Consider the following 12886-nt stretch of genomic DNA (forward strand, 5'->3'; position numbering starts at 1 on the left):
TTTATAATACGAGCGGGGCGATTCTCCGACTACAAACAGCTGGAAAGCCCCAGATCAGAAGGGGCGCCGAGGCGACCACTCGCCCTCGATTATGTAAATTTATAAATGGCGCGCGCTGGCCGACCGCCGCGAACGTCCCCGTGAGCGGCGGTCGGACGACACCGTGCGAGGGGTAGCGAGGGTCGGAGCGACCATAGGGAGCGGGACCCTCGGATTTCGAACGGGGAGCGAAGCGACCCGTGAGGGACGACCGAGCGAAGCGAGGGAGTCGGCTGGGGAGGGGTGTGGCTGCGGTTGCGGTCCCGTGGCGGAATCGAAGGGCGAGGGCGGCTGGCGCTTGCGTGGTCGTCTGAGCGGGCTCTATTCGACGCAACTACGTCCGTCGAATATCCCGCTCAGCGACCGCCAGCCGACCGAGGGCTTCGCAAGCGACGAAAAGTCGAAGCACCACATACCCACAAGCACCTACAGGTCGTGGGCGTCGCGCGCGTCGTCGATTACGCGTTTGGATTTCGACATCACGTCGCCGTCCGGCGCTATCGGTTCGCGACCGTCGAAGACCTCGTGGACCATACCGACCGAATCGGCCAGCGCGTCGAGGCCGTAGCCGCCTTCGAGGACGAACGCCAGCGCCGCGTCGAGGTCGTCGCTTATCTCGCGGACCCGTTTGGTCAGGTGGCCGTACCCCTCCGTCGAGACGCGCATCCGCGAGATGGGGTCGTGTTCGTGGGCGTCGAACCCCGCGCTGATGATGAAGAGGTCGGGGTCGAACCGCTCCAGAGCGGGTTCGAGCAGGCGGTCGACGGCGGCAGTGTACTCGTCGTCGCCGCTGCCACCCGGCAGCGGGAGGTTGATATTCGTCCTGCGGGCGTCGGGACCGCCCGTCTCCAGAACCTCACCGGTCCCGGGGAAGAGGCCCCGCTCGTGGATGGACATGTAGAAGACGTCCGAACGGTCGTAGAAGATGTCCTGTGTGCCGTTGCCGTGGTGGACGTCCCAGTCGAAGACCGCGACCCGGTCGATGCCGTCGCGTTCGAGGGCCTGCTGGCTCGCGACGCCGACGTTGTTGAAGAAGCAAAAGCCCATGGCCTCGTCGTATTCGGCGTGATGGCCCGGCGGCCGGCCGATGGAGAAGGGCGTCTGCCGGCCGTCGGCGCCGTCCAGCGCCTCCTCGACGGCCCAGCACGCGAGGCCCGCGGAGGCGCGGGCGGCCTCCCACGTCGCCTCGACGGCGACGGTGTCGGCGTCCCACGTGCCGCCGCCGTCGGCGCAGAACTCCTCGACCTCGGCGACGTAGTCGGCGTCGTGGACGGCCTCGATAGCCGAGCGGTCCGCGAGGCTGCCCTCCCGGTAGGCGACCCCGTGGCGTTTCGACAGCGCGCGGCGAATCGCCCGCAGTCGGTCCGCTGTCTCGGGGTGGCGGGCGCCGGTATCGTGGTCGAGACAAGCCTCGCGGTAGCCGAACCTCATTCGAAGTACGGTTCGAGTTCGTAGTATGCCTCGATATCTTCGGCTTTGATGGTTCGCCGGTCGGCGTGGCGCGCGAGAATCGCCGCGGCCGCGGCCACGGTGTCCGCGTAGGATTCGAGTTCGCCCGCAAGCGCGATGCGGGCGTCCATCGAAACCCGATAGCGGTCGTCGATATCGAGGCGAGCGATACGGTCGATAGGCGCGACCGGCAGTTCGAGGAGGTCCTTGTCGACGACCGGAGCGTCGAAATCCTCGGCCATCAGGGTCTTACGGCCGTCTTCCGTTGCGCGTTCGGCCCCGTCGGTGGCCAGCTCGGCCCCTCGCTCTTGAATCCGACGAGCGAGTTCTTCGGCAGCCTCGGCACTAACGCGCAACTGCCCCGCATTCCGACGGATGATCGTGTCCACCGGGGCGAACGGTAACTCGACGCTCATACCCAACACCCGGGCCGAATTCGCCTTAATCTTTGCGAGGCTTCGGCATGCTTGCCGCCTGTTGAACACCGGTCGCACGCCCGACCCGGCAAAACGGGCGTCGATTCGCGCGTGTGTCGCCGGTCAGGGTGCCTTTTGCCTGTAGTGGGCGCCTAAAAGACCGGGCGGCCCCAAGCCACGACAACGAGGCTTCTCATGCTCGGAATCGAACTCACGCCGGAACACCCGGTCGACCGCATCGGCAATCTGGGCGCGGCCGCCGAAGCCGCCGGCTTCGACACCGTCTTCGCGTCCTGCCATTACAACAATCGCGACCCCTTCCTCGCCTTGGACCGGGTTGCCCGCCGCACTGACGACGTCCGGGTCGGTCCCGGCGTCGCCAACCCCTACGAGACCCACCCCGTCACGCTCGCCTCCCGCGTCGCGACGCTGGACGAGGCCTCCGGGGGCCGGGCCATCTTCGGTATCGGCGCCGGCGACAAGTCCACGCTGAACAACCTCGGATTCGACCACGAGCGGCCGCTCCGGCGCGTTCTGGAGACGTTCAAGGTCACAAACGACCTCTTCGCGGGCGAGCGCGTCGACCACGACGGCACGTTCGTCGCCCGCGATGCCGGACTCAACTACGACGAGGCGGTCGGCGAAATCCCGACCTATGTCGGCGCGCAGGGCCCACACATGATTCGGATGGCCGCCAAACACGCCGACGGCGTCCTCTTGAACGGTTCCCACCCCCGCGATTTCGAGTGGGCCGCCGAACAGGTCGAGAAGGGTCTCGCCGAGCGACTGGACAGTCGTGGCGACTTCGACTTCGCCGCCTACGCCTCGGTGTCGGTCGCCGAGGACGCAGAGGCCGCGCGCGCGGCCGCCAGACCGCCCGTCGCCTTCATCGCGGGCGGTGCCGCCCCACCCGTCCTCGACAGGCACGGCATCGACGGCGAGCGCGCGTCGGCAATCGGCGACCACATCTCCGCCGGCGAGTTCGACGAGGCCTTCGGCGCCGTCACTGAGGAGATGATAGACGCCTTCTGTATCGCCGGAACGCCGGAAACGGTCGAGGAGAAAATTCGGGGCGTGCTGGAGTACGCGGACAGTTTCGTCGTCGGGTCGCCGCTGGGGCCCGACCTCGATGCGGCTATCGAGCTTGCTGGGGCGGCTGTTGGCTCGGCAGCAGACGGCCGATAGCCGACAGTACGGCGCCGAGCGTCAACACGCCGAAACCGCCGGCGGAGATGGCGATGAGCACTGCACCGATGGCGATCAGAATCGCCGACAGGGGGTCGGCGGACGCGATCTCGATGAACTGCTCGACGATGCCAACCGTGTTCTCCCGGAGGCCGTCCTGAATCTCGACTTCTACCATACACGATTCTTCGAGGCCTCCTACTTGTGTGTGTCCGTCTGTCGCGGGCCTTATACGGGCGGTTGTCGTCCTTTATCTATAATCGCCGTTCGAATGCGGATTACCGATAAATCGTTATAACCGCCCGTATTAAGCCGACGCGCCCCCACTATTGCCCATGCGCGACCGCTCGCTCGACGAGTTCGCCAGCGGGGCCGAAACGGCGGCCGACGAGCGCGAGGACGACCCGGAAGCCGATGAATCGGCAGTCGACGACGAAACCGATTCCGACGGCGACGCCGAGACCGAGCCGGATACTGCCGAAGGCTCGCCGACGGCGGGCGTCGAACCCGCGCTGTCGACCTACGACTGGACGCCCGGCGGCGCCGACTGCGGCCGCTGTGGCGAGACCGTCGAGAAACGCTGGCGGGACGGCGACGGGACCGGCGAGGCGCTGGTCTGTGCCGAATGCAAGGAGTGGTGACGCGTCAGTCGCGGTCGGAAGCCTTTTATGTATAACTCGTCTCTCCAGATTCGCAATGGCAACCGGTACTGTTGATTTCTTCAACGACACAGGCGGCTACGGATTTATCGAGACTGAGGACGCGGACGAGGACGTTTTCTTCCACATGGAGGACGTTGGCGGTCCGGATCTCGAAGAAGGACAGGAAGTCGAGTTCGACATCGAAGAGGCCGAGAAGGGCCCGCGCGCGACGAACGTCACGCGCCTTTAATCCAGGTCACACTCGCCTCACGGCGACCGAACTATCCTAATTTCACGTATTTTTACACGACGTAGCGGCAGCGCTCGTCGTGTCCGTCGAATCCCGACCCTTGCGTTCTGCAGCCCGAAATCGTGGGATGCTGTCTCTCGATGCGGACATATCATGACAACGATACCCTCGGAACCCTTATCCGTACACACCACGTCAACCTAATTGCAATGGCAACCGGTACTGTTGATTTCTTCAACGACACAGGCGGCTACGGATTTATCGAGACTGAGGACGCGGACGAGGACGTTTTCTTCCACATGGAGGACGTTGGCGGCCCCGACCTCGAGGAAGGCCAAGAGGTCGAATTCGATATCGAAGAGGCTGAGAAAGGCCCGCGCGCGACGAACGTCACGCGCCTTTAAATCCAGGTCACACTCGCCCCACGGCGACTGAAACTTACACTTCTTTCGACGAACTACGCCCGATAGCGGTGGCGCCGTGTAACGGGACCCGATAGCAAGCGACGGAGACAGTGTATCTCAGGCGTAGAGGATTTTACCGTCGAGGTCTCGGTCGGCATTATCGTCTAATGTCGCGTCGATTCGACGGACGAGCTCCCCGATATCTTTCCCGTGCTGCGAGACGAAAATCACCCCACAGTGTTCGATTCCGGCGCTGTCGAGCAGCGACAGGAAGTCGTCGTCGAAGGTCAGAATCGTCCATCCGCGCTCGGCCGCATATTCGAGATGTTCCCTGTCGGTGTCGCCAAGGGTCTCCTCCTCTCGGGCAGAGGTCATGTCCCATCCACGCCGTCGCAAACCCTCGACGACCGGCATCCAGACGTTCTCGTCAGCATAAACCGTCCTCATGCAGGCGGTTCAGCGGTGCCGACATCGTCGTCACCCTCGCGGAACTCCTCGATATGGGCATAGTAGTACGCCAGCGCCGTATGAACGTCCTCCAGCGTCAGCGCCGGGTATAACTCGATGATTTCGTCCGGCGAGTAGCCGCTGTGCTCGTAGGCACTCGCAACGTTCTCGACCCGGATGCCCGTTCCCTTGATGGTAGGGGCGCCATCGCTGTGCTCGGGGTCGCGGACGATCTCGGTCATACTACTCGCTTGGTCGGCTTCCCGTTTAAATCACAGGTGGGGCAGTAGACCAGCGTCTAAAATATCACAACACACCCTCAAGCACGTCCTGAAGCCGTGCTTCGACCTCGGAGGCTTGCAGGATTCGAATCGAGCGTTGTTCGTCCAGCGAAGCAGTCTCCTTCCCGTCGATGTCCTGCACGACGAGAAGCCCGTTCCAGCCGGAGCCGAAATATTCGGAACTCTCCTCGAAGACGAACTCCTCATCTTGTCGGAGAAAGGCGAGGTATTCGAGCGTTTCCTTGATCCCCGTCCGAATCGTCTCCGGGCGGGTCGAATTTTTCACTTCGGTGATGAGGTACTCCCGTCGGTCCGTGCTGTTGATTTCGAGGACGATGACATCGGGACGACCAGTTACATGGCGGAATTCCTGATCCCTGAAATACGACGAGAGTACTTCATGCGTTTCGCGCTGGACCATCTCCGTTCGCGAGAGTTCATCGCGCGGCTTGCCGAGTTCCTCGGAACGGAACGACAAGCCATGGTCTTTGCCGGAGTTATCGTGGTACAGGACGATTTCGGTATCGTCGTCAACCATCCGGGCGACTTCCTGCGAGTCGGTGGCGATGGTCGACAGGGTGAACGACTCCTGTGTGAGCGATTCGATGGCCGAGACGTACTGAAAGAGGACGTACAACTCCAACAGCGTCTCGTCATCGTCCGGCGTAATCGCTGTCTTCTCGAGTAGGTCCGCTATCGCGTCCGGGTCCGCATCGAGTGCCTCGTGATACGACCGGAGGAGGCCAGCAGCCTCGGTGTAAACGAGGCTTCGGGATTCTTCCGCGCGTTCGAGCATCCGTTCTGTCGGTTCGTAGCTCTCGGGGTCGCGAATGCGCTTGACGTGGACGTTCCGCTCGAAGACCCGCTGCATCGTCTCAACGAGTTCGAGGTTCTCCTTCCAGCGGTCGGTGACCCACTCGTAGTCGGCCCGGAGATACCGTTCACAATCCTCCAGCGTTCGGTAGATGACAGCGAGCAATCGCTTGAGGACGATATTCTCGGCGATATCGTAGTTTTCCGAACGGTTGTCGCAGACGAACAGCGAGCGGTCCTTCGGGTTCGTCGAGTATCGCTTTCGGACCGTCGCCGACCAGCTAATCCGGCCGCTGACGTGGCCACGCGAGGTCTCGCGGACGCTTTCGGTCTGGGTTTTGACGCTCCGGAGTCGCTGTGGGAGCGATTCGACGAAATCGACGACTTCCGGCTTGAGGATGAAATGGAGGCGAACCAGTGCCTCGTAATCGTCGAACCGTTCGTCCAGCCCCGCCGGCTTCAGTTCGCTCGCGATGTGCTGTTCGGGGAACGTCCCATGCATCACGTAGGTCAGGATATCCTCCGAAAGCCCGGCGACGAGTTCGTCCCTATTCATGGATTCGAACGCCGAGGACATCGTCCGCGAGCCGACCGAGACGCTCTCTATCGACCGCGTCCGAGTTCGCGATACGTGAGACGATATCTCTACGGTTCGGAACACCCTCCAACTGCGGGAAGACGTAGTTCGAGACGGCCTGTGTCAGCGCAATCCGTCGGTCAACGTCGTGTGCAGTCACGTGCGCGAGAATGTCTTTGATGATAGCGGGACCGATTTTGCGTCCGTCGTCGAAGGCGTTGACGGCAAACCAAAGGTCACCGACCTCCCGGAGCGTCTCTTCCGAGGGGTCGAGATTCCACGCCTCGGCGTACGACCGAACCAACGCGACCTGTTCATCGGTAGCTTCTGGGATATCCGGTGCCGCGACGTGGACGAACGCGAAACGCCGCATGAACGCGTAGGACAACTCGTAGAGGGAGGTTTTGTCGTAGCTGTTCATCGTCGCCAGAATCCGCCACGACGAAGGGACGACGTACTGGTGTTTCTGCAGAGGGCCATCGAACTTCGAGGCCGGCAGGATTTCTATTTCCTCACCACCGCGTTTGTAGGGAAGTTGAACTGGCTGGCCGGAAAGCAGCGTGAACAACTGGCCGAACGACTTGTCGATATCGGCCCGGTTGATTTCGTCGATAACGAGCAGTTCGTTCCGCTGGGTGTCCCTGTGTTTGAACCGCCGGAGGACCTGCCCCGGTTCGAACGAGAGGTTCTCGCCGTCCGATTCCTCGGGCATGTAGCCGCCGACGGTCTCGAACGTCGACCAGTCGGCCGTCGCCGTCGTAATCTGGTAGCCGGTGTAGGTATCCGGGTTCGTGCCGGTCAAGTACTCACAAAGTAATCGAGCGATTTCCGTTTTACCGGTGCCCGGCGGTCCGGTAAAGACGATGTGTTTGCCCGCGTTCAGCGCCGAGTTGACCTGTTCGAGGATTTCACGGCCCTGTTCGCCGGGGAAGTAGAGCCCTTCGAGGACGGATTCCGGCACGTCGACGTCTGGAGTTCGGGTCAAGTCTGCGGGTTCGTCCTCGGACTCGTCGAAGTCGTCGAGCGTGGGCATTTCATCCGGCTCGGTACCGTAAACGAAGTTCTCGACGGAACCATAGCGGCCTCGAATCCCGCCCAGACCCAACTCGTTCAGTGTGGAGAATCCCATCACGTAGGAGATATCGTGACCCGCGAGGTCGTGAACCTCTTCGGAGTCGATGTCCGTCTCGACCGGTGCTTCGAGATAGATGATACAGACCCACGGAGAACCTTCCTCGTGGTTGGGCCAGAGTTCCTCTCCGAGCGATTCGTTCCGCTCGGTTCCGAGCACCCGTGCACCGTACTCGTAGCTCCCGTCCCGATAGAAGAGCAGGAAGTCTCCCTCTTCGATTTTGTTCCAGCTACCCGAAACGCTGTCCTTGGTACCCCAGACCCGAACGGGGTCGCCCTCCGGATAGCTGTCGGAGTGGTCGGCTACGAAATCCTCGTCGACGCCTTCGAGAACAGTCCGCTGGAAGTTCTCCTGCGCCGCATCGTTGCCGTAGGGAGCGAGAAAGACCTTCGGCCCGTCGTATGCCATCGTTCGTCTGTGTCGGGTCGTCGAAATAAATCTAGGTGCCCGACGGCGACCGTTTATCAGACAGGCCGCGGCCAACTCGCAGCAATGTTGGCTCGAAAACATCCCGAAGCTCGCTGTCCACGGTGTGCGTCGATACTCTGGTATAGCCTGAAGCGTGAGGGATGTGGCTGGAAAGTCCAGTACTGCTGTTCACCGCCGGAGGGCTGTGGACGGGAGTTCTCGGTTGGGCGAATCAATCAGGAATCGGTTTCCGACGAAGATGAAGCATACCAGCGCGCTGAAAGACTCGGAAGAAGGCTCTACAGTCCGGACTAGCCTGCCGTTCCCCATAGCCCTTAGGTCCCTCCGCCCCTTGCGATAGGTAATGTCAGCCCTGTACCGACCACAAAACGTATGCGATGCTCTGCCGCGTTTCCGATAAGCCCTCCATGAACGACACGACAGACACGCAAGCGGCCGCCGCCATCGACCCGGCGGACATCGAGACGGCCGGTCGGACCGCCCGGCGCGTCATCGAGAACGTGCAGGACGTCATCGTCGGCAACGACGAGCCCATCGAACATCTCGTTACCGCCCTGCTCGGCGGTGGGCACGTCCTGCTGGAAGACGTTCCCGGCGTCGGGAAGACGATGCTCGCCCGTGCCGTCGCGGCCTCCTTCGACTGTTCGTTCAAGCGCGTGCAGTTCACCCCCGACCTCCTGCCGACCGATATCACCGGTGCGAACGTCTACAACCAGAAGGAAAACGAATTCGAGTTCCGGCCCGGCCCCGTCTTCGCCAACGTCGTCCTCGCGGACGAAATCAATCGCGCGCCGCCGAAAACGCAGGCCGCCCTGCTCGAGGCGATGGAAGAAGAGCAGGCGACCATCGACGGGACGACCCATCCGATGCCGGACCCCTTCGTCGTCATCGCCACCCAGAACGCCGTCGAGCGGGAGCGCACCTACGAGTTGCCCGCTGCCGAACTCGACCGCTTCATGCTGAAACTCCACCTCGGCTACCCCGACCACCACGAGGAGGCGGAGGTCATCGACCGCGCGGTCGGCAGCCACGCCATCGAGGACATCGACGCCGTCGCCGATATCGAGGCGCTGCTGACCGCCCGCGAAATCACGGGCGATATCGAGGTCCGCGAGCCGCTTCGGGAGTACGTCACCCGGCTTGCGGCCTACACTCGCGAACACGCCCGCCTGGGCGCGAGTCCCCGGGGCTCTATCGCCCTCGTCCGGGCCGCACAGGGCCGGGCCGTCCTCGACTCCCGCGGCTACGTCATCCCCGACGACGTACAGGCCGCGGCGCCGGTCGTCTTCCCACATCGGATGCGCACCGAACCCGGCGCGGCCGATCCCGAGGCGGTCGTCGCGGAGGCGCTGGAGACGGTCCCCGTCGAGGAATAGCGTGATGCGTCCTTCGGTCCCCGCCATTCGACCGACCCGCCGCGGTCTCGGCGTCTTCGTCATCGCCGCCAGCGCCTTCGCCCTCGGTGCGACCGGCGGCGCCCGCTCGCTGAACGCCATCGTCGTGCCCGCCCTCGTCGCCCTAGCCGCCAGCGCCGTCCAACTGCATCGCGCCGAGCCGCCGACCGTCGAGCGGTCGGTCCCCGAACCCGGTTTCGCTGGCGAACGCCGCCGCGTGACCGCCCGCGTCGACAGCGACGTGCCGTGTACAGTCCGCGAACGCGTCGACCCCGACCTCGACGGTGAGACGGTCGTCGAAGCCGTCGGTCACGGCGGCCGCTTTACCTACGACATCGGCTATCGGCGCCGCGGCGAGTACACACTCGGACCGGCCGACTGCACCCAGACCGACTCGCTCGGCCTCTTCTATCGCACCGTCGAGACTGCCGGCGACGAACCCATGACCGCGCTGGTGTATCCCGATATCTACGACCTGGAAACCGACCTCGCGAAACTGGTCGGGACCTTTGTCGACGACGACCGCTCGTCGTTCGACCGCCTCCGCGAGTACGGTCCCGACGACTCGATGCGGGACATCCACTGGCGCGCGAGCGCGAAGCGCCCCGACGACGAGTTCCTCGTCGCCGAATACGGTAGTCGGGGAGCCACCGACGAGATGACCATCGTCGGCGAGGCCGCCACCGACCGCGACAGCGCCGACGCGATGGCCGCGACCATCGCCAGTATTGCGGCCCACCTCCACGATTTCGGCGTCACCGTCGCGGTGCGCGTGCCCGGCGGCGACCGGGTCGCCCCGCCCGGAAGCGTCGAAGGCCTCCTCGAACTGCTGGCCCGAACCGACGGCGGCCGCGTCGACACCGACGGCCAACCCGAGGTCCACGTCCTCGCCGAAGGCGGTACCGCGACCGTCTCGCTTGCCGACCGCGACGTCTCCTTCGACGCCAGCGGCGAGGGGCGCGGCCGGGAGGTGGTCGCGTGAGCACCACATCGGCGACCCGGACGGCCATCGGCTCTGTACTCCGACCGCTGACCGACTGGGTGTCGGTTCCACGACTGGTCGCCCTCGGCGGCGTCGCCGCCACGCTGTGGGCGTTCCTCTCGGTGCTCCACGAACTCCTCGTCATCACCGGCCAACCGGGCCAACTCTACTACGTCGTCGCGGGCGCGGGCCTCGTCGGGACCGTCCTCGCACGCGTCATTCGCCCCCGGACCGCGCTCGGCCTCGGTGCCGCGGCGGTCATCGGCGGGACCTACCTCTACGTCCAGTCGCTGCCCGGCGGCGTCCGCTTTCTCGCGCTGGCAGCGCCGATGCTCACCGACGCCTGGGAACTGCTGGCCGGCCTCTCGGTGCTCCGCATCGTCAACGCGGACGTCTGGGCGCTGACGGCCGCACCCGGCCCCGTCTTCCTCGCGTGGTATCTCGGCTTGCGCCGCCACTACGCCGCCGCCTCGGCGGTTGCCGGCCTTTCGCTCGGCGTCATGGTGCTGACCGGCGACGCGACGACGATGGCGACGCTCGTCGGCGTCCTCGGCGTCACCATCGCGGTCGCCTTCGGTGACTGCGACCGGCGAAACGAGCCCCTGCGGAACGCCGACGGCGTCGTCGTCCTGCTGGCAACGATGGTCGTGCTGACCCTCTTCGTCGGCGTCGTCCCCGGCGCCGCCGACTCGCTGATTTCGACCGAGGGATTCGGCAACGAGGAGACGACGATGGAATCGAGCCTCGTCTACGCGGGCGAGGAAGTCTCGGTGACCGGCCCCGTCGAACTCTCGCCGGAGGTGCGATACACCGTCGAAGCCGACCGCGAAGCCTACTGGCGGGCCGGCACCTACGACCGCTATACGGGCGGCGGCTGGGTCCGAAGCGGCGGCCTCCGCGCCTATCAGGGCACGCTACCGGGCCCGCCGGGCAACAGCCGAGTCCTCGAACAGCGATACACCGCCGAGACGGAAATCGCCACGTTACCGGCAGCCAACAAGCCGGTCAACCTCGGCGGGTCGCCCGTCCCCGTGCAGGTGACCGACGCGGGCGCCTTCCAGCCAGCCAGCCCGCTGCAGGCCGGCGAATCCTACCGCGTCACCAGCGAGGTGCCGACCGCCGACGCCCGACAACTCCGGGCCGCGAGCACGGACTACCCCGACGGTATCGACGGGCGATACACCGAACTACCCGACAGCACGCCCGCCCGCGTCGGCGAACGCACCGACCGCCTGACTGCCAACGCCGACAACCCCTACGACACCGCCCGCGTCATCGAGCAGTGGCTGGAGAACAACCGCGAGTATTCGCTAGACGTCGAGCGGCCGCGCGGCGATATCGCCGACTCGTTCCTCTTCGAGATGGACGCCGGCTACTGCACGTACTTCGCGACGACGATGGTGACGATGCTGCGGACGCAGGACATCCCGGCCCGGTTCGTCGTCGGCTACACGCCCGGCCAGCAGGTCACCGACGACGAATGGGTCGTCCGCGGCTACAACTCCCACGCCTGGGTCGAGGTCTACTTCCCCGAACACGGCTGGATTACGTTCGACCCCACGCCCGCCAGCCCCCGACAGGCCGCCGAACTGGAGACCCTCGAAGACGCCCGAACCGACGGCACCGACAATATCGACACCAACGACAGCCAAGACGAAACCGTCGCCCCCACGACGCCGACCACGCCGACCGGCCCGACCGACGGCCCGAACGGGACCGAGACGCCACCCGGTAGCGCACCCGGCGGCGATGACGGCGGCTTTTCGCTACCCACGATTCCGCTGCCGACTCCCGAACAGGTCGGCGTCACCCTGCTGGTTCTCGCCGGCCTCGCCGCCGCCGGCCGTCGGACCGGCCTGAACCGGCGGCTCTACCGCGCGGTGTGGCTCCGCCGTGAACCCAGCGGCGACCCCGAGGACGTGGTGGCCGGCGCCTACCACCGGGTCGTCTACCTCCTTGAGCAGGCCGGCCACGAGAAGGCCCCCGGCGAGACGCCACGGGAGTTCCTCGCCGATGCCGACGACCGGGCCAGACGGGTCGGTGACCTCTACGAGCGGGCGAAATACGGCCCCGGTGTCGACGAGACGGGAGCCGCCGAGGCCACGCAACTGCTCGGCGAACTGCTCGACGAGCGGTCGCGACTCCCGACTCGGACCGAAAAGCGTGATACGAAGTCCGTGTAAACGTTGTAGGCGACGTTCCCGTTCTCGGGGACGACGCAGGCCATACCGTTACCGAGAGCGGAATTCCCGTTCACACATCGGAACGCGTCGTGTTCCGAGGGCGCAGTAAAACGGGATACAGCTGTAATCCCGTGTCACGTTTCGTCAGAAAGCCGAAATCCCCCACTCAGCAACGCCGGCCACGAGACGGTTCGTCGTGAGTGAGGCGGGACGTGAGTGGGGTTTGTCGCGGGCGGAGCGAGCGTCGTTCCAGCCGTTGGCTGG

Annotated in this window: 14 protein-coding genes; 7 read left to right on the top strand and 7 right to left on the bottom strand. The window is 64.7% G+C overall.

What is annotated here, in order from left to right; all coding sequences use genetic code 11:
- Positions 1-465: 465 nt before the first annotated feature.
- Both HWV23_RS08170 and HWV23_RS08175 read right to left on the bottom strand, forming a co-directional pair.
- Entirely contained in the window at positions 466-1470 is a 1005-nt protein-coding gene (locus HWV23_RS08170; RefSeq protein ID WP_178289921.1) for a histone deacetylase family protein, read from the bottom strand.
- Positions 1467-1904 (bottom strand): histone family protein, encoded by a 438-nt coding sequence (locus HWV23_RS08175; RefSeq protein ID WP_178289922.1) that lies wholly within the window; start codon positions 1902-1904, stop codon positions 1467-1469. The genes HWV23_RS08170 and HWV23_RS08175 overlap by 4 nt, the downstream gene beginning before the upstream one ends.
- Positions 1905-2099: 195 nt before the next feature.
- Between HWV23_RS08175 and HWV23_RS08180 the strand changes: the two genes are divergently transcribed.
- Positions 2100-3089 carry a 5,10-methylenetetrahydromethanopterin reductase gene (locus HWV23_RS08180; RefSeq protein ID WP_178289923.1) on the top strand — a complete coding sequence of 330 codons (990 nt, stop codon included), beginning with the start codon at positions 2100-2102 and terminating at the stop codon, positions 3087-3089.
- On the opposite strand, the gene HWV23_RS08185 is transcribed toward HWV23_RS08180, so the two are convergent.
- Positions 3040-3267, bottom strand: a complete 228-nt coding sequence (locus tag HWV23_RS08185) for a DUF8024 family protein (protein WP_178289924.1) — start codon at positions 3265-3267, stop codon at positions 3040-3042. The genes HWV23_RS08180 and HWV23_RS08185 overlap by 50 nt on opposite strands.
- A gap of 157 nt (positions 3268-3424) precedes the next feature.
- Between HWV23_RS08185 and HWV23_RS08190 the strand changes: the two genes are divergently transcribed.
- The 3 genes from HWV23_RS08190 (at position 3425) to HWV23_RS08200 (ending at position 4384) form a co-directional block, all read left to right on the top strand.
- Positions 3425-3730, top strand: a complete 306-nt coding sequence (locus tag HWV23_RS08190) for a DUF7573 domain-containing protein (RefSeq protein WP_178289925.1) — start codon at positions 3425-3427, stop codon at positions 3728-3730.
- Positions 3731-3785: 55 nt separating this feature from the next.
- Positions 3786-3980, top strand: a complete 195-nt coding sequence (locus tag HWV23_RS08195; RefSeq protein WP_178289926.1) for a cold-shock protein — start codon at positions 3786-3788, stop codon at positions 3978-3980.
- Positions 3981-4189: 209 nt separating this feature from the next.
- Positions 4190-4384, top strand: a complete 195-nt coding sequence (locus tag HWV23_RS08200; RefSeq protein WP_178289926.1) for a cold-shock protein — start codon at positions 4190-4192, stop codon at positions 4382-4384.
- Between the two features lie 117 nt (positions 4385-4501).
- On the opposite strand, the gene HWV23_RS08205 is transcribed toward HWV23_RS08200, so the two are convergent.
- From HWV23_RS08205 to HWV23_RS08220, 4 genes are all read right to left on the bottom strand, one after another.
- Positions 4502-4831 carry a DUF5615 family PIN-like protein gene (locus HWV23_RS08205; protein WP_178289927.1) on the bottom strand — a complete coding sequence of 110 codons (330 nt, stop codon included), beginning with the start codon at positions 4829-4831 and terminating at the stop codon, positions 4502-4504.
- Positions 4828-5073, bottom strand: coding sequence for a DUF433 domain-containing protein (locus tag HWV23_RS08210; protein WP_178289928.1), 246 nt, complete (start codon positions 5071-5073; stop codon positions 4828-4830). The genes HWV23_RS08205 and HWV23_RS08210 overlap by 4 nt, the downstream gene beginning before the upstream one ends.
- Before the next feature lie 64 nt (positions 5074-5137).
- Positions 5138-6481: a hypothetical protein gene (locus HWV23_RS08215; RefSeq protein ID WP_178289929.1), complete on the bottom strand. Its 1344-nt coding sequence runs from the start codon at positions 6479-6481 to the stop codon at positions 5138-5140.
- Positions 6474-8042 (bottom strand): AAA family ATPase, encoded by a 1569-nt coding sequence (locus HWV23_RS08220; protein ID WP_211693344.1) that lies wholly within the window; start codon positions 8040-8042, stop codon positions 6474-6476. Before HWV23_RS08220 ends, HWV23_RS08215 begins: the two co-directional genes overlap by 8 nt.
- A gap of 428 nt (positions 8043-8470) precedes the next feature.
- Between HWV23_RS08220 and HWV23_RS08225 the strand changes: the two genes are divergently transcribed.
- From HWV23_RS08225 to HWV23_RS08235, 3 genes are read left to right on the top strand one after another with little or no spacing between them, the layout of a single operon-like run.
- Entirely contained in the window at positions 8471-9439 is a 969-nt protein-coding gene (locus HWV23_RS08225; protein WP_178289931.1) for an AAA family ATPase, read from the top strand.
- A 4-nt stretch (positions 9440-9443) separates the two neighbouring features.
- Positions 9444-10439: a DUF58 domain-containing protein gene (locus HWV23_RS08230; protein WP_178289932.1), complete on the top strand. Its 996-nt coding sequence runs from the start codon at positions 9444-9446 to the stop codon at positions 10437-10439.
- A complete protein-coding gene (locus HWV23_RS08235) occupies positions 10436-12622 on the top strand; it encodes a transglutaminase TgpA family protein (protein ID WP_246282745.1) in 2187 nt (728 codons plus the stop codon). Before HWV23_RS08230 ends, HWV23_RS08235 begins: the two co-directional genes overlap by 4 nt.
- The last annotated feature ends 264 nt before the right edge of the window (positions 12623-12886 follow it).

Origin of the sequence: Natronomonas halophila (genome assembly GCF_013391085.1) — an archaeon.
Lineage (GTDB): Archaea > Halobacteriota > Halobacteria > Halobacteriales > Haloarculaceae > Natronomonas > Natronomonas halophila.

Coding starts and splice junctions, on each gene's coding strand:
- HWV23_RS08170 (WP_178289921.1), bottom strand. CDS start 1,470: ATGAGGTTCGGCTACCGCGAGGCTTGTCTCGACCACGATACCGGCGCC.
- HWV23_RS08175 (WP_178289922.1), bottom strand. CDS start 1,904: ATGAGCGTCGAGTTACCGTTCGCCCCGGTGGACACGATCATCCGTCGG.
- HWV23_RS08180 (WP_178289923.1), top strand. CDS start 2,100: ATGCTCGGAATCGAACTCACGCCGGAACACCCGGTCGACCGCATCGGC.
- HWV23_RS08185 (WP_178289924.1), bottom strand. CDS start 3,267: ATGGTAGAAGTCGAGATTCAGGACGGCCTCCGGGAGAACACGGTTGGC.
- HWV23_RS08190 (WP_178289925.1), top strand. CDS start 3,425: ATGCGCGACCGCTCGCTCGACGAGTTCGCCAGCGGGGCCGAAACGGCG.
- HWV23_RS08195 (WP_178289926.1), top strand. CDS start 3,786: ATGGCAACCGGTACTGTTGATTTCTTCAACGACACAGGCGGCTACGGA.
- HWV23_RS08200 (WP_178289926.1), top strand. CDS start 4,190: ATGGCAACCGGTACTGTTGATTTCTTCAACGACACAGGCGGCTACGGA.
- HWV23_RS08205 (WP_178289927.1), bottom strand. CDS start 4,831: ATGAGGACGGTTTATGCTGACGAGAACGTCTGGATGCCGGTCGTCGAG.
- HWV23_RS08210 (WP_178289928.1), bottom strand. CDS start 5,073: ATGACCGAGATCGTCCGCGACCCCGAGCACAGCGATGGCGCCCCTACC.
- HWV23_RS08215 (WP_178289929.1), bottom strand. CDS start 6,481: ATGAATAGGGACGAACTCGTCGCCGGGCTTTCGGAGGATATCCTGACC.
- HWV23_RS08220 (WP_211693344.1), bottom strand. CDS start 8,042: ATGGCATACGACGGGCCGAAGGTCTTTCTCGCTCCCTACGGCAACGAT.
- HWV23_RS08225 (WP_178289931.1), top strand. CDS start 8,471: ATGAACGACACGACAGACACGCAAGCGGCCGCCGCCATCGACCCGGCG.
- HWV23_RS08230 (WP_178289932.1), top strand. CDS start 9,444: ATGCGTCCTTCGGTCCCCGCCATTCGACCGACCCGCCGCGGTCTCGGC.